This is a genomic window from Pseudomonas sp. SJZ078 (genome assembly GCF_007828255.1).
Classification (GTDB): Bacteria; Pseudomonadota; Gammaproteobacteria; order Pseudomonadales; family Pseudomonadaceae; genus Aquipseudomonas.
The window spans coordinates 74640-96395 of record NZ_VIUG01000022.1; the positions used below are offsets into that span (position 1 = coordinate 74640).

18 protein-coding genes and 1 tRNA gene are annotated in these 21756 nt (G+C 61.2%); 6 read left to right on the forward strand and 13 right to left on the reverse strand.

Features of this window, described 5'->3' with window-relative positions; all coding sequences use genetic code 11:
* Positions 1 to 25 precede the first annotated feature (25 nt).
* Positions 26 to 1030: an AraC family transcriptional regulator gene (locus tag FBY02_RS19005; protein ID WP_144929780.1), complete on the forward strand. Its 1005-nt coding sequence runs from the start codon at positions 26 to 28 to the stop codon at positions 1028 to 1030.
* Positions 1031 to 1173: 143 nt separating this feature from the next.
* Here the strand turns inward: FBY02_RS19005 and FBY02_RS19010 are convergent, their stop codons facing one another.
* Complete coding sequence (locus tag FBY02_RS19010; protein ID WP_144929781.1) at positions 1174 to 1860, reverse strand: Crp/Fnr family transcriptional regulator; 687 nt, start codon at positions 1858 to 1860, stop codon at positions 1174 to 1176.
* 85 nt (positions 1861 to 1945) lie between these two features.
* Between FBY02_RS19010 and FBY02_RS19015 the strand changes: the two genes are divergently transcribed.
* On the forward strand, positions 1946 to 2470 hold the full coding sequence (locus tag FBY02_RS19015; RefSeq protein WP_144929782.1) for a DUF962 domain-containing protein: 525 nt from the start codon (positions 1946 to 1948) through the stop codon (positions 2468 to 2470).
* A 131-nt stretch (positions 2471 to 2601) separates the two neighbouring features.
* On the opposite strand, the gene FBY02_RS19020 is transcribed toward FBY02_RS19015, so the two are convergent.
* The 9 genes from FBY02_RS19020 to dibA all read right to left on the reverse strand — a co-directional run bounded on the left by FBY02_RS19020 (position 2602) and on the right by dibA (position 13241).
* Positions 2602 to 4821, reverse strand: coding sequence for a GMC family oxidoreductase (locus FBY02_RS19020; RefSeq protein ID WP_144929783.1), 2220 nt, complete (start codon positions 4819 to 4821; stop codon positions 2602 to 2604).
* Positions 4818 to 5336 carry a sorbitol dehydrogenase gene (locus FBY02_RS19025; RefSeq protein ID WP_144929784.1) on the reverse strand — a complete coding sequence of 173 codons (519 nt, stop codon included), beginning with the start codon at positions 5334 to 5336 and terminating at the stop codon, positions 4818 to 4820. The genes FBY02_RS19020 and FBY02_RS19025 overlap by 4 nt, the downstream gene beginning before the upstream one ends.
* Positions 5333 to 6697, reverse strand: a complete 1365-nt coding sequence (locus FBY02_RS19030; RefSeq protein ID WP_144929785.1) for a cytochrome C — start codon at positions 6695 to 6697, stop codon at positions 5333 to 5335. Before FBY02_RS19030 ends, FBY02_RS19025 begins: the two co-directional genes overlap by 4 nt.
* A 267-nt stretch (positions 6698 to 6964) precedes the next feature.
* Positions 6965 to 7954, reverse strand: a complete 990-nt coding sequence (locus FBY02_RS19035) for a sulfate/molybdate ABC transporter ATP-binding protein (protein ID WP_144929786.1) — start codon at positions 7952 to 7954, stop codon at positions 6965 to 6967.
* Positions 7955 to 7957: 3 nt separating this feature from the next.
* Positions 7958 to 8827 carry a sulfate ABC transporter permease subunit CysW gene (gene cysW, locus FBY02_RS19040; RefSeq protein WP_144929787.1) on the reverse strand — a complete coding sequence of 290 codons (870 nt, stop codon included), beginning with the start codon at positions 8825 to 8827 and terminating at the stop codon, positions 7958 to 7960.
* Positions 8828 to 8839: 12 nt separating this feature from the next.
* Complete coding sequence (cysT, locus tag FBY02_RS19045) at positions 8840 to 9658, reverse strand: sulfate ABC transporter permease subunit CysT (RefSeq protein WP_041023314.1); 819 nt, start codon at positions 9656 to 9658, stop codon at positions 8840 to 8842.
* 167 nt (positions 9659 to 9825) lie between these two features.
* A complete protein-coding gene (locus FBY02_RS19050; RefSeq protein WP_144929788.1) occupies positions 9826 to 10839 on the reverse strand; it encodes a sulfate ABC transporter substrate-binding protein in 1014 nt (337 codons plus the stop codon).
* An 81-nt stretch (positions 10840 to 10920) separates the two neighbouring features.
* Complete coding sequence (oscA, locus tag FBY02_RS19055) at positions 10921 to 11103, reverse strand: sulfur starvation response protein OscA (RefSeq protein ID WP_042732574.1); 183 nt, start codon at positions 11101 to 11103, stop codon at positions 10921 to 10923.
* Positions 11104 to 11336: 233 nt separating this feature from the next.
* Positions 11337 to 13241 carry a phosphodiesterase DibA gene (gene dibA, locus FBY02_RS19060; protein WP_144929789.1) on the reverse strand — a complete coding sequence of 635 codons (1905 nt, stop codon included), beginning with the start codon at positions 13239 to 13241 and terminating at the stop codon, positions 11337 to 11339.
* Between the two features lie 146 nt (positions 13242 to 13387).
* Here dibA and desA point away from each other — a divergent pair, with 146 nt between their 5' ends.
* Both desA and FBY02_RS19070 read left to right on the forward strand, forming a co-directional pair.
* A complete protein-coding gene (gene desA / locus FBY02_RS19065; RefSeq protein ID WP_144929790.1) occupies positions 13388 to 14572 on the forward strand; it encodes a delta-9 fatty acid desaturase DesA in 1185 nt (394 codons plus the stop codon).
* Between the two features lie 195 nt (positions 14573 to 14767).
* Positions 14768 to 15757, forward strand: a complete 990-nt coding sequence (locus FBY02_RS19070) for a sensor domain-containing diguanylate cyclase (RefSeq protein WP_144929791.1) — start codon at positions 14768 to 14770, stop codon at positions 15755 to 15757.
* Positions 15758 to 15875: 118 nt separating this feature from the next.
* On the opposite strand, the gene FBY02_RS19075 is transcribed toward FBY02_RS19070, so the two are convergent.
* The 3 genes from FBY02_RS19075 to gabD all read right to left on the reverse strand — a co-directional run bounded on the left by FBY02_RS19075 (position 15876) and on the right by gabD (position 20129).
* Entirely contained in the window at positions 15876 to 17093 is a 1218-nt protein-coding gene (locus tag FBY02_RS19075) for an HDOD domain-containing protein (protein WP_144929792.1), read from the reverse strand.
* A gap of 141 nt (positions 17094 to 17234) precedes the next feature.
* Positions 17235 to 18512 (reverse strand): 4-aminobutyrate--2-oxoglutarate transaminase, encoded by a 1278-nt coding sequence (gene gabT, locus FBY02_RS19080; protein WP_047700115.1) that lies wholly within the window; start codon positions 18510 to 18512, stop codon positions 17235 to 17237.
* 174 nt (positions 18513 to 18686) lie between these two features.
* On the reverse strand, positions 18687 to 20129 hold the full coding sequence (gene gabD, locus FBY02_RS19085; RefSeq protein WP_144929793.1) for an NADP-dependent succinate-semialdehyde dehydrogenase: 1443 nt from the start codon (positions 20127 to 20129) through the stop codon (positions 18687 to 18689).
* Between the two features lie 349 nt (positions 20130 to 20478).
* Between gabD and FBY02_RS19090 the strand changes: the two genes are divergently transcribed.
* A tRNA-Arg gene (locus tag FBY02_RS19090) sits at positions 20479 to 20555 on the forward strand.
* 177 nt (positions 20556 to 20732) lie between these two features.
* Positions 20733 to 21737 (forward strand): RhuM family protein, encoded by a 1005-nt coding sequence (gene rhuM, locus FBY02_RS19095; RefSeq protein WP_144929794.1) that lies wholly within the window; start codon positions 20733 to 20735, stop codon positions 21735 to 21737.
* Positions 21738 to 21756: the final 19 nt, after the last annotated feature.

Sequence of the window (21756 nt, forward strand, 5' to 3'; positions counted from 1 at the left end):
CTGTTGACCGCAAGCGCCAATCATCATGACCGAACCCACCACCCTCGCCAGCTGGACCCGCGCCCTGCGCAAACAGCTCGATGCGCTGGGCCTGGATGGCCATGCCTTGTGTCTTGAGGCGGGGCTCGACCCGCAGTTGATGGACGATCCGAACGCCCGCTACCCGCTGTCAGCCACCACCCGTTTATGGACATTGGCGGTGCAAGCCAGCGGCGATCCGGCCATCGGCCTGCGGGTATCGCGCTTCGTCAGCCCCACGACGTTCCACGCCTTGGGTTACGCCCTGGTGGCCAGCGGTAGCCTGCGGGAAGTGTTCGAGCGCATCGTGCGCTATCACCCGGTGGTCAGCGATGCGCTGACGCTGCAACTGAGTCGCTGCCAAGACCGTTACCGCTTCACCCTTGATGTGCCCCAGGGCCGTCCCATGCCGGCTTTCGAAGCCATCGACGCGTTCACCGCGATCTACGTGCGCACCTGTCGCAACCGCCTGGGACGCGACTACGCACCGCTGGCGGTGTACCTGCGCCGCCCTGAACCGGCAGACCCCGCGCCGTGGCATAAAGCGTTCCGCTCGCCGGTGCATTTCGCCGCCGAACAGGATTACCTGGAGTTCAGCCTCGCCGACTTCGACAGCCACCTGGACGACGCCAACCCGGAGCTGGCCGAACACAACGAAGCGGTGCTCAAGCGCACCCTCGCCCACCTCCAGCCGCTGACCTGGGAGCGCAAGGTGCGTGCAGCCATCGAAGCCCAACTACCCGAAGGTGAACCCAGCGCCGAACGCATCGCCCAAGCCATGCACCTGAGCCTGCGCAGCCTGCAGCGACACCTGGCCGACGAAGGCTGCCGCTTCGACGCGCTGCTCAACGAATGCAGGGAAAACCTGGCGCTGCTGCACCTGCGCGATCCCCAATGCTCGTTGAGCGAAGTCGGCTACCTGCTGGGCTTTGCCGACGCCAGCAGCTTCAGCCGCGCGTTCAAGCGCTGGACCGGGATGACGCCAGGGCAGTTTCGGGAGGGGTTGCGCTAGTTTTTTGTGTCGGCCGCAATTCCCTGTGGGAGCGGGCTTGCGCCGGGTGGCGATCCGACGAAAGCGATGGATCAGTTGCGGTGCTGGTGAATCTGCCGGCGCCTTCGCGGGTAAACCCGCACCCACACTGATTGTGAGATCACTCAGGTGGCACTCAGCGCCCGCAGGCGCTCGATGTCGAGGATCTCGATTTCGCCGTAACCGAGGTGAAGGATGCCCTGGCTTTGCAGGTCCTTGAGGATCTGGTTGGTGGTCTGGCGCGACAGCGACAGCATCAATGCCAGTTGTTCCTGGGGTAGCTGCAGGACCTGGCGCACCGCGTCGGTCTCACCGTAGCCTTCGGCGATCATCAGCAAACGGTGGGCGACGCGGGCCGGGGCGGGCATCAGACTCAGGTGTTCGAGGCTGATGAAGGTCAGGCGCAGTTTGTGGCTCATCAGCAGGGCCAGGTGCCGCCAGTAGGCCGGCGCTTCTTCCAGCAATGCCAGCAAGGCCGCTTGAGGTAGATGCAACAAGGTGCAAGGGCCCACACACACCGCGTCGTGGGTACGCGGCTGACCATCGAACAGACAGATTTCACCGAACCAGTGCGGAGCCTCGATCACGCTCAGCAGCGCTTCTTTGCCCTGCTCGTTGACCGCACCGACCCGCACCGCGCCTTCCAACACGGCGTAAAGACCACACGGCGGGTCGCCGCGCTTGAAGAGCCGATGCCCCGGCGAAAGACGCCGCACGCGAGAAATGCCCAGCAGACTATTCTGCAGTTCAATGGGCAAATGGCTGTACCAGTGGCCGGCCATCAGGTGCGAATGCCAGGGGTGCGAATTCATGGAAACTCCGGGAAGTGTCGGCTAACTGACAGAACGCCTTGTAGATCCTGGGCATCATGCAGGCATCACCTCAGGAGGAACAACAATGAAAAGCCTCGTCGATCATCTCAGTCAATACGCCGCCTATCACCGCGATCCGCGCAACATCGCCAGCCACTTCATTGGCATTCCGCTGATTTTCGTCGCTGTCGCCGTGCTGCTGTCACGACCGGGCTGGCCAACGGGAGCGGTACTGCTGTCGCCGGCAATATTGGTCGCGGCGGCCAGTGCCTGGTTCTACCTGCGCCTGGAGTTGCGCCTGGGTGTGCTGATGACGCTGCTGCTGGGCCTGGCCGTGTGGCTGGGGCAGGTATTGGCCGCGCAAAGCACATTGGTATGGCTGGGCAGTGGCCTGGGGATGTTTGTGGTGGGCTGGGCGATCCAGTTCGTCGGTCACTATTACGAAGGCCGCAAACCGGCATTCGTCGATGACCTGACCGGGTTGATCGTCGGGCCGTTGTTCGTGGTGGTCGAGGCAGGATTCCTGCTGGGGCTGCGGAGCGAGCTGAAGCGGGCCATCGAAGAGCGCGCCGGCCCGGTGGCCTTGCGCAGTCAGCGCTCGGCGGCGTGACCCCCCCGCGAAATAAGGTGGGCTTTGTGGGAGCGAGCCTGCTCGCGATAGCGGTGGATCTGTGCCATTGATGTCGACACTGCCGCCGCCTTCGCGGGCAAGCCCGCTCCCACAGGTTGCCTGTTAAAGCACTACAAGGCACCGAACTCGACCCGGATGGTCAGCGCGCCGGTGTTATCTCTCAAGCCAGCCCCGTGTTTCCCGGTCAGGTCATCATTGATACACAGTTGCAGCTCCCCTTGCTGGTCGCCCGGTACCTGCGCCAGATCCCCCACCAGGAACGGCGTGCCATTGTTGCCCACACGACCGATCAAGGCGCCTTCGGCAGCACCGGGCAAGGTATAGCTGCTGTAGTCGATGTGCCTCGAACCACCCTTCCCATCGACATTGCCGCCTTGCGGGCTGGCGCACCATAGCCCGCTGACGTAGCGAACCAGGCGCGGCACCAATCCGTTGATCTGCACACCGGTGCCCTGCCAGGCGACGTTGGATTGGACCTGCATCGTCACCGCCTTCAGGTCGTTGGCCACGGTATCCCCGGCCTGGAACGACAACGCCGCGATGGTCAGGCTCGGATTCGAAGTCCCGCTGCTGGGGAAAACCCCATCGCCCACCAGGAACAGGTTGTTGTGATCCCAACTGCGCTGGTTCTTGTCGACCACCGATGTGGCCGGGTCACTGCCCATGCGATAGGTGCCCATCAGGTGCCCGGCACCTTGGAAGCTCATAGGTTCGTTTCCGTAAGTGAACGTCCCTGGCGTAAGCGGCTTGGTCAGCTCCACGGCGCCGAGCAGGTCTTTGATAATGTGAGTGGCCAGCCGTTTTGCCTCCAGGAAACCCTTCTGGGTGTACTTGGACAATTCATAATGGATTTCCGGCCGGGGAATACCGAGCAGGTCCTTGTACTCGGTCGACGGAACGATGTAGCACTTGGCGTTATCGGGATCGTCTTCCACCTGTTCCACCAGGAATGCGATGCGGAACTGCCGGATGAAAATGTCGTTGAGCTTTTGCACCAGCGCAGTTCCATAAAGCGCTTCGGTAGGGGGTATGGGGTCCTGGTCCGACTTCACCGGGTTGACGCCATTGTTGTTCGTACCGTCGATAAAATCGGCCACCGTGTCGTAGGGATCGTTGGCCGGCCAGTTCCAGCCCTCGTTGCCGATCTCAATACGCCACGCCGCGCGTTCGCTGCGAAAGGCACCGTCACGCAAGCTCTCGATACCGGCGGTGGACAGGGGGCCACGGTAGGGAAAAACCGCCTTGCCTTCAGGCATCAGCCCCCACGCCAGGTAGATCGGGTGGTCGGACAGGTTGCGCCCCACCTGACCGCTGCTGTTGGCCACGCCCTTGGGCCAGTCGGGCGTGGCGGAGTTGAGCAACAGCTTGGGGGTTTCGATGGCATGGGCGGCGATGACATAACGTTGAGCAATGGCCTCGCCACTGCCGGTGATCGGTCCATCACCCAATTGATACTGCTTGAATTCCACACCGAAGATAGTGCCGTCCAACCCTACGTTCAACTTGGTGGCAACCGTCCTGTACAGCACCTTGACCTTGCCGGTGGCCAGGGCCTTGTTCATCGTCACGGTGGCGTCGTACTTGGCCTGGATCGGGCAGATCGGCGTACAGTTGGTGTTGCCGGCACATACGCGGCGCCCTGCATAGGGTTGGGAGTTGCGTCCGGCCGGCGTCGGGCTGACGACCAGCGGCAAGCCGTCGAATACCTGTCCCGTCACCGCCGCGACAAAACTGCCATCGACCAAGGACAACGGAATGCTGTGCATGGGAAATTCGTAGCCCTCGGGAAACGTCATGCCCAGGTAGGCCTGATCGGCAACGTTGGCCGAGACGCCGATTTCCGCTTCGGCCCGGCAATAGGCGCTCTGCAGGTCGTCGTAGCCGATAGGCCAGTCCACCCCGACGTTGTACAGGGACTTCAGGCGAAAATCGTTCGGCACCATGCGCAGGCAGGTCCCGACCCAGTGCCAGGTGGTTCCGCCGCCGACTCGCTCATAGGTGCTGGTGAAAGGCATCGGGCCTTTCTGCACCAGGTAACTGACCTCCGGTTTGTCCCATCCCAGGATCAGGTCGGCGATGGTCGCACGCGGGGCGTTCTGCTTGGCCGGGTCACGGGGCGGGTCCAGGCTGGTGACCGGTGGATAGGGCGATTCCGGGGTTTTCAGCGTGGTGGTGTAGAACCGTTCCAGGTATTGAGCCCGATTGACCGGGATCTCCGGTCCCGATTCGAGCACCAGCACCTCCACGCCGGCCATGGCCAGTTGATAAGCAACGATACTGCCGGCCAGCCCGGCGCCCACGATCACCACTTCGGCTTGTTCAATAGTCATGACCGGTCTCCTTGTTGGACATTGGAGGACGCGGTGGCGGGTACGCCGGTCAAGTCCTCAAGGCTCGGCGGCTGTTCGTTCCAGTAGCCGAAGAACGATTCGCTGTAGCCCATTGGGTGAGCCTGGGCAGCTTTCCAGGCCCAGCTGTTGATATACGCCTGGTCGGACACCACCGCCGAGTCACCCTTTTTGTAATTCCCCGCGTCATACGGTTGGTACCAGACACCCAGGAACCAGAGCTTCATGATTGAACGCGCCGCCAGCACGGAGTTGGGGGTCGGTTGCGTGGTGACCAGCACCTGCTGGGCGATCCTATCCGGGGACACGTTGTCGGCCGCCAACGTGGCGTACTGCGTCAGCAACGGGTTGAGCACATCGGTGGTGATGCGTGGGGTGACGTAATCGAGAAACAGCGGAGGCAGACCTATCGGGTCGAGCTGCGGCGCCAGGCGCGCGATGGGAATACCGGTCAGGGCCGATGACAGGCCGACGAAATTGTCCAGGTCAGTGCTCATTGTTTGGCTCCTTGTCCGGAAGTGGACTGCGCGCGTTCGAGCAAATAGGTGAAGTCCGCGAAGCTGGTGCGCGGGGATTCGGTGACATGAGTAGCGGCGTTGCCATGACAGGCCATGCAACTGGAGGACGCCTGGGGCGTGGTGCCCTGGATGTAGGTTTCCAGCGTGGCGTTGGCGAGGAACGCGGGCGCGGGATTGCCCAGCGGGTTGGCGGCCGAAATCTGGCAGTTCGGTGGCGGCGCGGCGGTCGGCCACTGGGTGCTGATCAACTGATAGTTGGCCCAGACACTCTGCGGGTTGGCCGTGCGCAACAGGGTTTGATACTTGGCGTTCAAGGCGTTGGTGGGCCCGGTCAGCGGCACTTCGCGCACGATCTGCGAAGGCGTCGCCTTGACGGCCGGGTTCCATGGTCGTGGCGGAGGCTGGTTGATCGCACTGGTGCTGGCGGCGTTGTAGAACAGGTACGGCCCTTTGCGCTGCGCCACCGGTGTGGATTGCTCCGGCACGTTGTTCACGTGCTCGAAGGTCGACCAGACCCACTGCGGCGCACTGGCGGTCTTATGGACAATGTGCAAACCCACCAGCCCGACCGATTGCGATGCGCACGACTCCTCGACTATCGGCCCATGACTCGGGTCGCTGTTGCCCGGCGTATAGACCAACGCGTCGACCGTGTGGAAATCCTGGGGACGGTCGTTGGCCCCCAGCACCTTCCAGGATGCCTTCACCATCACCGAACCGACCTGGCTCGTGTCGTTGGAACCACAGCTGAACGCCACGGTGTTGGTCTTGTTCGCGGCAAAGAATTTCTGCTGGCCTTCGATGCTGTACAGGCCGTTGTCGACGATTCCGTTGAACATCGATTGGTTGACCACGATTTCGTTGCGCGTATAAACGCCGTTCTGGTCTACCAGCGGGCCGCTTTCGAAGGGCTGGATAAATTCATCCAGCACGTCGGGGACCTTGCCCATTTGCTGCAGCAGCCGCCCGGGCTTGAGCTGCTTGCACACTTCGGGGAGCGTCGCCGGCGCATCCCAGGGCAAGGGCGTCTGGCCCTTGGCGCGGAAAATCTGATAACTCTCTTTCCAACTTTCCCAGACCGTGGCCCCATCCTGCTTGCCAATGGTAGTGCCGGTATTGGGATTGCCATTGTCCAGGGCCGGCCAGTTCAGAGCGATGAAGGTCTGCCACGACAGTTCATCGAAATTGCCTTGCAGGCTGGGCAGGGAGATGGGTTGGGTGGCCGTGACATCGAAGGGTATTTGCGGCGACAGCGAGGGGTCGGCGCTGGCATACGGGCATAGCAGAACGCTTAACAAGGCACAGCCCAACGGGCCACGCCGACTGACTTCCATTCTCATGCTTGATCTCCTTGGCATCAGGGCGCCAGGGGATCACACCGGTCCGTCATGGACTCTCACTGCCTCCTGGCATGTCAGAGTCTAGGTAGGGTTTGAATCAAGAAGGGTTGTGGAAATAGAACCAATCGAAGCAAAACCTGACGGTGTTATTCGGATTAGAAGAGCGCTGTCATGGAGGACGCCATCGCGAGCAGGCTCGCTCCCACAAGGGATTTCAGGGAGACCACGATCCCTGTGGGAGCGAGCCTGCTCGCGATGCTTTTGATCCTAAAGGTTGGCGACTTTCTGCCAGACCTTCGGCTTGAAGAACAGCGTCTCGCCCTTCGCCAGCCCCACCAGGCTGTCGTGGTCTTTCACCACCTCGGCCTCGATCAGCTCACCCTGACCTTCCACCTTCAACGTCACCCGGGTCGTTGCGCCCAGCGGACGGATGTCCCGAACCTCGGCGGCGTGATGGTCTTCGAGCGCCGAACGCGACAGTGAGACTTCATGGGGGCGGAACAGCACGTGCCGGTCTTCCCCCAAGTGCAGGCGGTTAGAGTCACCCAGGAAGTGATACACGAAATCACTGGCCGGGTTCTCGTACACGTCGCCCGGCGAACCAATCTGCTCGATCACGCCCTTGTTCATCACCACGATACGGTCGGCGACTTCCATGGCTTCTTCCTGGTCGTGGGTGACGAACACCGAGGTCAGATTGATGTCCTCGTGCAGGCGCGCCAGCCAGCGGCGCAGTTCCTTGCGGACCTTGGCATCGAGGGCACCGAACGGTTCGTCCAGCAGCAGTACCTTGGGTTCCACAGCCAAGGCGCGGGCCAGGGCGATACGCTGGCGCTGGCCACCGGACAGTTGTTCGGGGTAACGGTCGGCGAGCCAGTCCAGTTGCACCATGTTCAGCAGCTCGTGAACCTTGGTCGCGATCTGGCTCTCGTTCGGGCGTTGGCCCTTGGGTTTCATGCGCAGGCCGAAGGCGACGTTGTCGAACACGGTCATGTGGCGGAACAAGGCGTAGTGCTGGAACACGAAGCCGACGTTGCGATCACGCACGTCGTGGCCGGACACGTCCTCGCCGTGGAACACGATGCTGCCCTGGTCCGGGGTTTCGAGACCGGCGATGATCCGCAGCAAGGTGGTCTTGCCGCAACCCGAAGGGCCGAGCAGCGCCACCAGCTCACCGCTCTGGATGTCCAGGCTGATGTCGTCCAAGGCTCTGAAGGCGTTGAAATTCTTGCTGACGTTACGGACTTCGATCGACATGAATTATTCCTCCGCGGCGCTGGCGCGCAGGCGGTTGATTCGGTTTTCGCTCCACTGCTTGAGCAGCAGGATGAAGAGCGCCAGGATCAGCAACAGGCTCGCCACGGCGAACGCAGCCACGTGGTTGTATTCGTTGTAGAGGATCTCGACGTGCAACGGCAGGGTATTGGTCACCCCGCGAATGTGCCCGGACACCACCGACACCGCGCCGAACTCACCCATGGCCCGGGCGGTACACAGCACCACGCCATAGATCAGGCCCCACTTGATGTTCGGCACGGTGACATGCCAGAACATCTGCCAGCCGTTGGCACCCAGCAGGCGCGCGGCTTCTTCTTCCTGGGTACCCTGTTCCTGCATCAGCGGGATCAGCTCACGGGCCACGAACGGCACCGTGACGAAGATCGTCGCCAGCACGATACCCGGCAGCGCAAACACGATCTGGATGTCGTGGTCCGCCAGCCATGGCCCGAACAGGCCCTGGGCGCCGAACATCAGCACGTAGACCAGACCCGCGATAACCGGCGAGACCGAGAACGGCAGATCGATCAGGGTCACCAGCATACTTTTGCCACGGAACGAATACTTGCTCACGCACCACGCGGCGCTGACCCCGAACACCAGGTTCAGCGGCACCGAAATCAGCACCGCAATCACCGTGAGTTTCAGCGCCGACAGCGCGTCGGGCTCGAAGATCGCGGTAAAGAACGCCCCCAGGCCGAGCTTCAGGCCCTGGGACACCACAATGAACAGCGGCAACAGCAGGAACAGCGCAAAGAACAACCAGCCAAGACCGATCAGGACTCGTCGCGACGTCGCGCTGCCACGGCGGGCAGCGTTGGTGGAGGCCGCGGAAATAGACGATTGGGACATGTTCGCGCCTCCTTATGGGGTTTCGATGCGCCGCTGCAGCAAGTTGATCAGCAGCAACAGGACGAAGGAAACCACCAGCATCAGCACGCCGATGGAGGTGGCGCCGGTGTAGTCGTACTGGTCGAGCTTGACCATAATCAGCAGCGGCAGGATCTCGGTTTTCATCGGCATGTTGCCGGCGATGAAAATCACCGAACCGTACTCGCCCACACCCCGGGCAAACGCCAGGGCGAAACCGGTCAGCCAGGCCGGCAACAACGCCGGCATCAGGATGTGACGAAACACCTGCCAGGGCTTGGCGCCGAGACAGGCAGCCGCCTCTTCCACCTCACGGGGAATATCCGCCAACACCGGCTGCACCGTACGCACCACGAACGGCAGCGTCACGAAAGTCAGCGCCAGGGTAATGCCCAACGGGGTATAGGCGATCTTGAATCCCAGGTCGGTGGCGAACTGGCCGACCAGACCGGTCGGTGCATACAACGCCGTCAAGGCGATCCCGGCCACAGCGGTGGGCAGAGCGAACGGCAGGTCGATCATCGCATCGATGATCTTGCGGCCAGGAAAGGTATACCGCACCAGCACCCAGGCCAGCAGCGTGCCAATCACGCCGTTGATGATCGCGGCGCACAGCGCGGTGCCGAAGCTGAGCTTCAAGGCAGCCAGCACTCGCGGCGCCGAAATGATCGTCCAGAACTGTTCCCAGGTGAGTTGGGCGGCATGCACGAACATCGCCGCCAGCGGTATGAGCACAATCAGACTGAGGTACACCAGGGTGTAGCCCAGCGTCAGCCCGAAGCCGGGTATGACGGGGGAGATGCGACGCGACATAAAAGTCCTTGGTTGGGAACGCGCAGAATATCCTTGTGGGGGCGAGGCCTGCTCGCGATGGCGGCGGATCAGCAACCTGGATGTTGACTGACACGCCGCCATCGCGAGCAGGGCTCGCTCCCACAGAAGCCCTTCTTAAGTAAACCGTTTTGCAAGGTCCATCCAGCTTACTGCGCCTGATAGATCTGGTCGAACACGCCGCCATCGTTGAAGAATTTCGGTTGGGCGGTTTTCCAGCCGCCGAAGTCCTTGTCGATGGTCACCAGCTCCAGTTTGGGAAACTGCCGGGCGTACTTGGCGGCCACGTCCTTGTCGCGCGGACGATAGAAATTCTTCGCGGCGATTTCCTGTCCGGCCGGGCTGTACAGATGCTTGAGGTAAGCTTCGGCGATCTCCAGGTTGCCTTTCTTCTCGGCGTTCTTGTCCACCACCGCCACCGGAGGCTCGGCAAGGATCGACAGCGACGGCACGACGATGTCGAATTTGTCGGCTCCCCCTTCTTCTTTCAGCGCCAGGAAGGCTTCGTTTTCCCAGGCCAGCAACACGTCGCCCTGACCATTGTTGACGAAGGTAATGGTCGAACCGCGGGCGCCGGTATCGAGGATCGGTACGTGCTTGAACAACGCCTGCACGTACTCCTTGGCCTTGGCCTCGTCACCCCCGTTGGCCTTGAGGCCATAGGCCCAGGCCGCGAGGAAGTTCCAGCGCGCACCGCCGGAGGTCTTCGGATTCGGGGTGATGACCGACACGTCGTTCTTGATCAGGTCGCCCCAATCCTTGATGCCCTTGGGGTTGCCCTTGCGCACCAGGAACACGATGGTGGACGTGTAAGGCGTGCTGGCTTCCGGCAGACGCTGCTGCCAGTCCAGCGGCAGGGTTTTGCCCAGTTTGGCGATTTCATCGATGTCACCGGCCAGGGCCAGGGTCACGACGTCGGCACGCAACCCATCGATCACCGCACGGCCCTGCTTGCCCGAGCCACCGTGGGATTGCTGGATCTTCACGCTGTCGTCCGGGTGGGCCTGCTTCCAGAAACTGACGAATTCGGCGTTGTAATCCTGGTACAGCTCACGGGTTGGATCGTAGGACACGTTGAGCAGCTCGTAATCCTTCGCGACGGCGGAACCTGCGAAAACAGCGCTGGCCAGGGCGGCCAGGGCATAACGGCGAATCGACGACATGGTGAAAGCTCCTGGAATTCTGGTTTCTTATGGTTTCTGGCAGATCGGGTGGTCCTGAAAATTCCCCACAGCCATACTGTTTCAGCCCGGTTTGTGGCTCGGCTGCTGCAGGCGGAATTTTTCCTTGCGTTCGATCTGGACCACCTGCGCGTTATGCACGGTGATTTCCACCGCGCCAAAGCGCAGATCACGCAATGCGCTCTGGATCTCGCGCAAGATGGTTGCTTCGTCCTGGCCGTCGACGCTACGTAGGGATGCGCTCATGCTGCTGCTCCTTGAATGAATGCCCGGCAGTGGCGGCACTGCCTGGGGCGTTGGAGCAATACTAGATAAGCCGTGATATTCTTAAAAAGACTATTTAAGAATTTTTATATAACCAAAATACCAACAGATCCTGTGGGGGCGAGCCTGCTCGCGATGCGGTCTGCCAGAGACCAAAATGTTGACTGTCCCACCGCTATCGCGAGCAGGCTCGTTCCCACAGGTTTTTTTGTCTGTCAGGTGATCGCCGGGGCCCGTTCCCAATCCAGCTGCTGCGCCGGCATCGGCCGCCCGAACCAGTAGCCCTGTCCCATCTCACCGCCCTGCTCCAGCAGGAATCCCGCCTGTTCGCGCTGTTCGATGCCTTCGGCGTGCACCTGCATACCCATGCTACGGGCAAGGGCGATGATGACCCGGACGATTGCCGCGTCGTCCTCATCCCACGGCAACCCGGCGACAAAACCCTGGTCGATCTTGAGTTTCTGCACCGGCAAGCGCTTGAGCCGCAGCAACGACGAATAGCCGGTGCCGAAGTCATCGATCGCCAGGCGCACGCCCAGCTCCCGCAAACGATGCATCTGCTCCAACGCCACTTCCGGATCTTCCATCACCGCGCTTTCGGTCACCTCCAACTCCAGGAACGACGGATCCAGACCGGTCTCATGCAGCACCTGGGAAACCTGCTCATACAACTCGCGATGGGCGAACAATCGGCTGGAAACGTTCACCGCGACGAACGTCAACGCGACCCCGGCCTGCTGCCACTGGCACATCTGTCGGCAGGCCTGGGCCATGACCCAGCCATCGATCTGGGCGATCAGCCCGGTGCGCTCGGCGACGGGGATGAATTCGGCCGGCGAGATCAAACCACGCACAGGATGCTCCCAACGCACCAGCGCTTCGACGCCTATCAGGCGATTGGACGCCAGGTCGTGCACCGGCTGGTAATGGACCCGCAACTCTTGCTGGGCAAGGGCACGACGCAGTTCGAAGGCAATCTCGACCTGTTGTTGCGCATGGGCGGTCAATTCTTCGGTGTACAAGGCATAGCCGTCACGCCCGGTGCTCTTGGCCTTGAACAGGGCCGAGTCGGCATTGCGCAACAATTGACCGGCGCTGAGGGCGTCACCGGGAAACAGGCTGATACCGATACTGGCGTTGATGAACAAGGCATGACTGTCGACCCGCAGTGGCTCCTTCAGGACGTCGAGAATGCGCTGGGCCAGGACCGCTGCCTGCCCCGGCTGCGAACAGTTTTCCACCAGTACGGCAAACTCATCGCCGCCCAGGCGAGCCAGGGTCACCCCCGGCACGAAGAGCTCCTGGAACCGCTCGGCCACGCCTTTGAGCAACTCGTCGCCCACCGAGTGTCCGAGGCTGTCATTGATGTTCTTGAAATGGTCCAGGTCCACCAACAGCAGGGCGCAGCCGCGCTTGTGCAGTTGCGCCGACGCCAGGGCCTGTTCCGCACGGTCGGAAAACAGCATGCGGTTGGGCAGGCCGGTCAGCGGATCGTGATGAGCCAGGTATGACAGTTCGTGTTGCGAATCCTTGATCGCACTGATGTCGGAGAACACTGCAACGTACTGGCTGACCTGGCCGTTGTCGTCGACGAGCGCCCGGATCGTCTGCCACTGCGGGAAGATCTCACCGCTTTTGCGTCGATTCCAGATTTCCCCGCTCCATTCGCCCCGCCCGTTCAGGGAAGCAAACATGTCGCGGTAGAAATCCGGCCCATGGCGGCCGGACTTGAACAGGTTGGGGCGCCGGCCCAGCACCTCATCCCGGTCATAACCGGTTATTACCATGAAGGCTCGGTTCACGTGCACGATGAGCCCGCTGCGATCCGTCACCAGTACCCCTTCGCGGGTGCAATCGAAGACGGCGGCGGCCTGGCGCAGACGCTCGCGATCGCCCGTGTGCCCTCCTTCGCCGGACCGGGACATCCGCACCCGCGCGAAAAAGATCAACCCGGCGCTGACCAGCAGCCAGGCATAGCCGTTGATCAGTTGCCAGGTCTGCCTGGCGGCGGATTGATCGAAGAAACTGCTTAATAAATAACCAACCAGTTGCAACCAGGCAATTGATAGCACCAGGTAAAGCAGCGCTTCACCCATGGCAATGCGGTGATGGGCAGTCATGCGGTCGTCCATGTCCTTATAAATAGGCGGGGATTATAGAGGAAGAAACATCCTGCCACTCTTATCTGAAAGGCCGACTGGTTTTATCTGTAGGGCTGTTGATAATGCAACGGCTGTTTCTATCTTTATCGAGGGCCCTACAGCCTATGTGGTACGAAGGTTTTCTTGGCTTGTCGCCCTGGTCGCTGGTGGCGGTCACCCTGCTGATGACCCACGTCACGATCATCAGCGTCACGGTCTATCTGCACCGTTATTCGGCTCACCGCTCCCTGGAGCTCAACGCCGGCCTCAAACATTTCTTCCGCTTCTGGCTATGGTTGACCACAGGGCAGAACACCCGCGAGTGGACCGCTATCCACCGCAAGCACCACGCCAAGTGCGAAACCGTCGACGATCCCCACAGTCCGGTCGTCAAAGGCCTGTCCACCGTGCTGCGCAAAGGCGCCGAGCTGTACCGCGCCGAAGCGGAAAACCCGGAAACCCTGCGCATCTACGGCAAAAACTGCCCCGAAGACTGGATCGAACGCAACCTCTACAGCCGCTACCCACTCCTGGGCGTGGCGATCATGGGCGTGATCGACCTGCTGTTGTTCGGCACCATCGGCATCACCATCTGGGCGATCCAGATGATGTGGATCCCGGTCTGGGCCGCCGGCGTGGTCAATGGCCTGGGCCATGCCGTGGGCTACCGCAACTTCGAGTGCCGCGACGCAGCGACCAACCTGGTACCCTGGGGCATCCTGATCGGTGGCGAAGAGTTGCACAACAACCACCACACCTACCCTAACTCGGCCAAGCTGTCGGTACGCAAATGGGAGTTCGACCTGGGCTGGGCCTGGATCCAGGTGTTCCGCTTCCTGCATCTGGCCAAGGTCCAGCGGGTCGCGCCGATTGCCCATCGGATCGAAGGCAAGGGTCATCTGGACATGGATACCGCCCTCGCGATCCTCAACAATCGGTTCCAGATCATGGCCCAGTACCGCAGGCTGGTGATCGCCCCGCTGGTCAAGCAGGAACTGGAAAAGGTCGATCATTCGGTGCGCCACCAGTTCCACCGGGCCAAACGCCTGCTGTCGCGGGAAACCAGCCTGCTGGATGAACGTCACCATCTACGCATCCAGAACATGCTGGAGCACAGCCAGGCATTGAAGGTTATCTACGAAAAACGCCTGGCCCTGCAGCAGATCTGGGCCAAGACCAGCAGCAACGGCCACGACATGCTGGCGGCTATCAAGGAATGGGTCCACGACGCCGAGGTCAGCGGCATCCAATCCTTGCGCGACTTTGCCGATCAACTCAAGACCTACTCGTTGCGGCCTGCTACGGCCTGATAACCAAACCCCGCCACCCGGCGGGGTTTTCTTTTCTGCACCCAATCCTGCGACTGCCAGAACCCCACCCCTTCGTCGCCTGAAAAGGAACTTCACCCCGAATCCCTTATCTCAAGAGCACTTCGCCATCCGGGCGGGCTTCGGAGCAAGCGCGTGCGAACCTTCAACAATGCACGCTCTTTGAGATTTGTACCAATGGTCGACAAGAACCTGCAGGATTCAACCCAACCTCATTGGCCCGAGGCGGCCCAGACGCTCATGGCGCTGATGCACGCCAAGGGCGAGGTGGCGCGCCTGAGCGAACGTGAACAGCTCTTCAGCTCATTGCTGGTCAGCGTCAATGCAGTGCTCTGGGCATTCAACTGGGAAACCCGGCAACTGCTCTATGTAAGCCCCGCCTACGAACGGATCTTCGGCCGGCCCGTCGGTCTGGTGCTGGCGGATTTCAACGAGTGGCGTGACGCAATCTACCCCGACGACCTGGATTACGCCGAACGCAGCCTGGCCGAAGTGCTGGTCAAAGGTGCCGTGGAGGATCGTGAGTACCGCATCATCGCCGCCGATGGGCAGATCCGCTGGCTAAGCGACAAATGCTTCATCAACCGCCAGGCCGAATCGGGGCAGCCGGTGATCGTGGTGGGCATCGCCGAAGACATCACCGAAAAGAAGCTGCTGGAAAGCGAGCTGCAGCGACTGGCGACCACCGACGTGCTGACCCAGAGCAGCAATCGCCGCCACTTCTTCGAATGTGCCCATCGCGAATTCGAGCAGGCACGATTGCAAGGAACGCCCATGGCATTCCTGTTGCTGGACATCGATGATTTCAAGGTGATCAACGACACCTACGGTCATCAGGAGGGCGACAACGTGCTGCAGAAAATCGCCGAAAGCGGGCGGACCGTGCTCCGCAGCGGCGACCTGTTCGGACGGATCGGCGGCGAAGAGTTCGCCGCCGTATTCCCCGGCTGTGCCCCGGACATGGCAATGCAAGTGGCCGAGCGCCTGCAACGGGAAATCCAGCGCCTGACCTTCCGCAGCGGGGAGCAGGGTTTCGGCATCACCGTCAGCCAGGGCCTGACCAGCATCACCGACGAAGACCAGACCCTCGACAGCCTGTTCGCGCGCGCTGACGCCGCCATGTACGAAGCCAAGCGCCAGGGCAAAAATCGCATCATCGTCGCCTGATCGACAAAAGACCCTGTGGGAGCGGGCTTGCTCGCGAAAGCGGTATGCGAGCCAACATCAACTTAGCTGACAGATCCCATTCTCGAGCAAGCCCACTCCCACAGGGGCCACTGTGCTCCTACTTCCTGCGCAAACGCATCAACTCCGGCAAACCGATCTTCAGCAGACGCGCCGTGCGCCCCCGGGCCAGCTCTTCGAGGCCTTCATGCTCGGTCAGGTGGGCCATTTGCGCCGCCATGTCCATCACCAGGGCCTCGCGGGAGTACACCCCGCCGCCGAGGCCATAGACTGCCGCAATCAACTCCCGCAGCTCCAGCGGCAAGCGCCAGCGGGTACGCAACGCCGAGCCGAAACCGGCACCGTACTGCGCCAGGACATTGCCCACCTCCTCCGGCTCATCCAGTGCGCCATTGGCCTGTTTCCATTCTTCCAGACAGCGCAACACCGCCAGTTCACCCAGGCGATGCAGCAGCCCGGCGCAATAACAGCGCTCCTGATCCAGATCCAGCAAACGAGCCATCGTCCGGGCGTATTCGGCGGTGTGCAGCGACAATAGCCAATAACGCTCGGCATAATCCGCCAGACAGGGATTATTGAGGCGGGCACAGCGCTTGAGGGTCAACCCGAGGATCAGGTTCATGCTTTGCCCGCTGCCGAGCTGGTGCAGCGCCTGGGCCACGGTCTGCACCGGACCGCCGCCCTGGTGCTGGGCTGCGCTGTTGGCCGCGGCGATCAGCACGGCGGTGATCTGCGGGTCGGTGCGGATTTCCTCTTCCAGCAACTTCAGGTCCAGGCCGCTGGGGTTGAGGCTGCGCTTGACCGCCACTTGCACATCGGTCATCAACGGTGCGCCTTCGGACTGCTCGCGCCGACGCTCAAGATACGCAGCCAGGGTCAGCGCAGGCCCAGGAGCCGGCGCGTCGCTGGCGGCGTCTTCGGAGCCATCCAACAGCAAGCCGTGCAGACGCCGGCTCAGGCTTTCCCGGTCCAAGGGTTTGGTCAGATAGGCGGCCGGCGCCAGCGGCAATACCTCACGCACGCTGGCGCTGTCATTGCGTCGACTCATCAGGATGAATGGCAATGGTGGGGTGCGGCGCTGGTTGCGAAGGCCGCGCAGGATACTCAAGCCATCGACACCCGGCAGCTCCCAATCAGCGATCACCAGATCGTAAGGATGATGCGCCAACAACTCCAGCGCCCGTCTGCCCTCGCTGCATGTGTCCACCCGCGCATCGCAACGCAGATCCGATAACACCTGTTCCAGTAACTCACGGGAGGCCGGGTCGGCCTCGGCGATCAATATGCGGGGTACAGCGGGTAAATCCACAGCAGTCATGCGGCATCGCTCCCTTGCAATACCTGCACCTTAGACAATAGCTGCCGTTCCAGACAGTCCAAACCCTCAGGATAGGCACCCGGGCATGAAAAAACCCGCTAAAAAGCGGGTTTTTTGTGGGTCAGCGCACAGCTCGAAAAGTCAGAGTTCGGAGAAGCACTCTTCGAGGATCGCCAGGCCTTTGTCCAGCTGTTCGTCCGGCGAGGTCAGCGGCACCAGCACACGCAGGACGTTGCCATAAGTGCCGCAGGACAACAAGATCAACCCCTTGTCACGCGCCTTGGCCACGACCTGAGCCACGGCAGCGGCGTTCGGCTTATGGGTATCACCGTTTTCGAACAGCTCCACGGCAATCATCGCGCCCAGGGCACGGACTTCACCGATTACCGGGTATTTCTTCTGGATAGCCTTGAGGCCGCTGACCAGGCGCTCGCCCACGGCCTTGCAGCGATCCAGCAGGTGCTCTTCTTCGAACACTTCCATCACCGCCAGCGCCGCCGCGCATGCGATCGGGCTGCCCGCATAGGTGCCACCCAGGCCACCCGGGGCGATGGCGTCCATGTATTCGGCCTTGCCGCAGACACCGGCCAGCGGGAAACCGCCAGCGATGGATTTGGCGAAGGTGGTCAGGTCGGCGGCAACGCCCATCTGTTCCATGGCAAAGAAGGTACCGGTACGGCCTGCGCCGGTCTGTACTTCGTCGGCGATCAGCAGAATGCCGTGCTGGTCGCACAGGGCGCGCAGGCGCTTCATGAACTCTTTAGGCGCCACATAGAAACCACCCTCGCCCTGCACCGGCTCGATGATGATTGCAGCAATGTCACGCGGCTCGGCGTCGTTCTTGAAGATGCGTTCGATGCTGGCGATGGAATCGTCGATGCTCACGCCGTGCAATTCGTTCGGGTACAGCGCACGGAAGATACCGCCAGGCATCAGGCCCATGCCGGCCGAGTACGGCACGACCTTGCCAGTCAGACCCAGAGTCATCATGGTGCGGCCGTGGTAGGCGCCAGTGAAAGCGATCACCCCGGCACGGCCAGTGGCGGCACGGGCGATCTTCACGGCGTTTTCCACTGCTTCGGAGCCGGTGGTTACCAGCAAGGTTTTCTTGGCAAAATCGCCGGGTACCTTGGCGTTGATTTTTTCGCACAGCTCCACGTATGGCTCGTAGGCCAAAACCTGGAAGCAGGTGTGGGTCAGCTTGTTCAACTGTTCGGTCACGGCAGCGATGATTTTCGGGTGCACGTGGCCGGTGTTCAGCACGGCGATACCGCCGGCGAAATCGATGAATTCGCGGCCTTCAACATCGGTCACCGTGGCGTTCTTCGCCGACTCGGCGAAGATCGGGTGGATCTGGCCGACGCCACGTGGAACGGCAGCGGTACGGCGGGCCATCAGATCAGCGTTAGTCTTGCTCATTACAGTCCTCATTCGCAGCTCAGGGCGGCGCGGCTCAAGGATTACACGGCGGGAATTCAACGGCGGCAGCATGCGATGATCGACTGCCACGGCGTTCCCGGCCGCAGAAAAAAGTGCAGTTTTGAAACGGCGCAAAGGGACAGCGCTCTCGTGCCCTTTGCGCTTGCAGCAGGATCAGATACCCAGGCAGAGGTACTTGATCTCCAAGTAGTCCTCGATGCCGTACTTGGAACCCTCACGGCCCAGGCCCGAAGCCTTGATGCCGCCGAACGGCGCGACTTCGTTGGAGATCAACCCGGTGTTGACGCCGACCATGCCGTATTCCAGGGCTTCGGCCACACGGAACACACGGCCCAGGTCACGGGCATAGAAGTACGAGGCCAGGCCGAACTCGGTGTCGTTGGACATCGCGATCACTTCGGCTTCGTCTTTGAAGCGGAACAGCGGCGCCAGCGGGCCGAAGGTTTCTTCCTTCGCCACGGCAGCGGTTTGCGGGACGTTGGTCAGGATGGTCGGCTCGAAGAAGTTGCCTTCCATCGCCTTGCCACCGGCCAGTACGGTCGCACCTTTGCCGACGGCATCGGCGATGTGCTCCTGGACCTTGGCGACGGCTTTCTCGTCGATCAGCGGACCGGTGGTGGTGCCGTCTTCCAGACCGTTGCCGATCTTGAGCTTGGCCACCGCGGCCTTGAGTTTTTCCGCGAACGCGTCGTACACCGAATCCTGGATGTACAGACGGTTGGCACAGACGCAGGTCTGGCCGTTGTTGCGGTACTTGGAAATGATCGCGCCTTCGACGGCCTTATCCAGGTCCGCGTCGTCGAACACGATGAACGGCGCGTTGCCGCCCAGTTCCAGGGAAACTTTCTTGATGTCCTTGGCACATTCGGCCATCAGTTGGCGACCGATTTCGGTCGAACCGGTGAAGGACAGCTTGCGCACGATCGGGTTGCTGGTCAGCTCGCCGCCGATGTCGCCGGCGCTGCCGGTGACCACGCTCAGCACGCCTTGCGGGATGCCGGCACGGTGCGCCAGTTCCACCAGGGCCAGGGCCGAAAACGGCGTTTGCGAGGCCGGTTTGATGACCATGGTGCAACCGGCGGCCAGAGCCGGGCCGGCCTTGCGGGTGATCATCGCGGCCGGGAAGTTCCACGGAGTAATGGCGGCGGTCACACCGATCGGCTGCTTGATCACGATCAGGCGCTTGTCGGGCTGGTGGCCGGGAATCACGTCACCGTAGATGCGCTTGGCTTCTTCGGCGAACCACTCGATGAACGACGCGGCATAGACGATTTCGCCCTTGGCTTCGGCCAGCGGCTTGCCCTGCTCCAGGGTCATCAGGCGACCGAGGTCGTCCTGATTCTCGATCAGCAATTCATACCAGCGGCGCAGCTTGTTGGCGCGCTCCTTGGCAGTCAGTGCACGCCAGGCCGGCAACGCCTTGTCGGCGGCCTCGATGGCGCGGCGGGTTTCGGCAGCGCCCATTTTCGGCACGGTACCCAACACTTCGCCCGTTGCCGGATTGGTGACCTTGATCGTCTGACCATTGTCCGCATCGACCCAAGCGCCATCGATGAAGGCTTGCTGGCGGAACAACTGGGTGTCTTTAAGCTGCATGTCGGCTTTCCTTAACAGCACCGCGCACACGCGGAGCGAATTAGAGTTGTAGAAAGGCGCCTTATGGGCTGCCGTCAGGGAAATCATTCACTGGGCTGAAGCACAGAAATAACGCACAACAAGCATAGACGTGCGGTTCAGCACCCAGACAGGAGCGTTTGAAATCTCAAACGAATCCTAGGGCCGATGGGGGTGAAGGACAATAGGCTGTTCGAAAAAAAGAACGAAAAAGACGAAATTGACCGTTTTTTCTGATCAGCGTAGCCAACGCCTGCCCCCAGGCCGGAAAACAACAGCAAATCAGCAGCATGGACGCCCGCCATGCATATGAGTATCATGGCGCCGCGTTGCACCAGTAGCTCAGCTGGATAGAGTACTGCCCTCCGAAGGCAGGGGTCGTGGGTTCGAATCCCGCCTGGTGCGCCAGATAATTGTTTCTAGTTGTCTATAGATGTCTACGAAACGCTCGACAGAGCCCGCTCCGTGCGGGCTCTGCCGTTTCTGATTATCTCTCGCTTTTAAAATCGGCAGGAAAAGGTAGCAGTTATGCAGCTACTGCTCACCGGCAAGCGCCGTCAAGGGAGATGAACTGGAGATCGCCTGATGGCAAATAGCGAGCTAATTCTCTACAGCACAGAAGACGGTCTGGCGCAGTTCACCTTGCGTGAAATGGATGGCCAAGTCTGGCTGACACAACTGGAAATGGCCGAGCTGTACCAGACCAGCAAGCAGAACATTGGCAAGCATATCCAAGCCATCATCACTGATGGGGAACTGGCTCAACGGGCAGTTGTAAACCAGAAGTTTACTACTGCCGCCGATGGCAAAGATTACCTGACCCATCTTTACGCCCTGCCGATGATTATCGCCGTAGGCTACCGGGTGCGCTCAACGCGTGGTACCCAGTTCCGTCAGTGGGCCACCCGCACCCTAGGTGAGTACTTGCAGAAGGGTTTCGTGATGGACGATGCCCGGCTAAAAGAGCCCCGCTGGGACTACTTCGATGAACTGCTCAAGCGCATCCGCGACATACAGGCCTCGGAGAAGCGTTTCTACCAGAAGGTACGCGACCTCTTCACCCTGGCCGAGGATTACCGAGCTAATGAGCAGGACACCGCCTGGCTCTTTGCCGAAGTGCAGAACAAGCTGTTTTTCGCCGTAACCGGCCACACCGCAGCCGAGCTGATCGTGCACCGTGCCGATGGCCGCGCCCCCAACATGAACCTGCTCAGCTTCAAGGGCGACCGGGTGCGCAAGGCCGATGTTGTGGTGGCCAAGAACTACCTGAACGCCGAGGAGCTAGACCAGCTCAATCGCCTGGTTGGCATGTTCCTGGACTTCGCAGAACTACGCGCCGAGCAGCGTAAGCACCTAATGCTCGCCGACTGGCGGCAATACATTGACAGCTTTATGGCCTTCAACGAGCAACCGCTCCTGCGCACCGCAGGCAGCGTCAGCCATGAACAAATGAAACAGCTGGTACATGAGCGATACGAGCAGTTCGACCAGCACCGCCGACAGGCCGAAGCCCTAGCCACCGATGCCCAAGAGTTGGCAGAGCTGGAGCGTTTGGAAAAGCGCCTGAACAGTCAAAAAAAGAAACATTGACCACTCGCGAAATCGCAAT

Excerpts from the sequence above, each read along its gene's own strand:
- FBY02_RS19005 (WP_144929780.1), top strand. The coding sequence starts at position 26 with ATGACCGAACCCACCACCCTCGCCAGCTGGACCCGCGCCCTGCGCAAA.
- FBY02_RS19010 (WP_144929781.1), bottom strand. The coding sequence starts at position 1,860 with ATGAATTCGCACCCCTGGCATTCGCACCTGATGGCCGGCCACTGGTAC.
- FBY02_RS19015 (WP_144929782.1), top strand. The coding sequence starts at position 1,946 with ATGAAAAGCCTCGTCGATCATCTCAGTCAATACGCCGCCTATCACCGC.
- FBY02_RS19020 (WP_144929783.1), bottom strand. The coding sequence starts at position 4,821 with ATGACTATTGAACAAGCCGAAGTGGTGATCGTGGGCGCCGGGCTGGCC.
- FBY02_RS19025 (WP_144929784.1), bottom strand. The coding sequence starts at position 5,336 with ATGAGCACTGACCTGGACAATTTCGTCGGCCTGTCATCGGCCCTGACC.
- FBY02_RS19030 (WP_144929785.1), bottom strand. The coding sequence starts at position 6,697 with ATGAGAATGGAAGTCAGTCGGCGTGGCCCGTTGGGCTGTGCCTTGTTA.
- FBY02_RS19035 (WP_144929786.1), bottom strand. The coding sequence starts at position 7,954 with ATGTCGATCGAAGTCCGTAACGTCAGCAAGAATTTCAACGCCTTCAGA.
- cysW (WP_144929787.1), bottom strand. The coding sequence starts at position 8,827 with ATGTCCCAATCGTCTATTTCCGCGGCCTCCACCAACGCTGCCCGCCGT.
- cysT (WP_041023314.1), bottom strand. The coding sequence starts at position 9,658 with ATGTCGCGTCGCATCTCCCCCGTCATACCCGGCTTCGGGCTGACGCTG.
- FBY02_RS19050 (WP_144929788.1), bottom strand. The coding sequence starts at position 10,839 with ATGTCGTCGATTCGCCGTTATGCCCTGGCCGCCCTGGCCAGCGCTGTT.
- oscA (WP_042732574.1), bottom strand. The coding sequence starts at position 11,103 with ATGAGCGCATCCCTACGTAGCGTCGACGGCCAGGACGAAGCAACCATC.
- dibA (WP_144929789.1), bottom strand. The coding sequence starts at position 13,241 with ATGACTGCCCATCACCGCATTGCCATGGGTGAAGCGCTGCTTTACCTG.
- desA (WP_144929790.1), top strand. The coding sequence starts at position 13,388 with ATGTGGTACGAAGGTTTTCTTGGCTTGTCGCCCTGGTCGCTGGTGGCG.
- FBY02_RS19070 (WP_144929791.1), top strand. The coding sequence starts at position 14,768 with ATGGTCGACAAGAACCTGCAGGATTCAACCCAACCTCATTGGCCCGAG.
- FBY02_RS19075 (WP_144929792.1), bottom strand. The coding sequence starts at position 17,093 with ATGACTGCTGTGGATTTACCCGCTGTACCCCGCATATTGATCGCCGAG.
- gabT (WP_047700115.1), bottom strand. The coding sequence starts at position 18,512 with ATGAGCAAGACTAACGCTGATCTGATGGCCCGCCGTACCGCTGCCGTT.
- gabD (WP_144929793.1), bottom strand. The coding sequence starts at position 20,129 with ATGCAGCTTAAAGACACCCAGTTGTTCCGCCAGCAAGCCTTCATCGAT.
- rhuM (WP_144929794.1), top strand. The coding sequence starts at position 20,733 with ATGGCAAATAGCGAGCTAATTCTCTACAGCACAGAAGACGGTCTGGCG.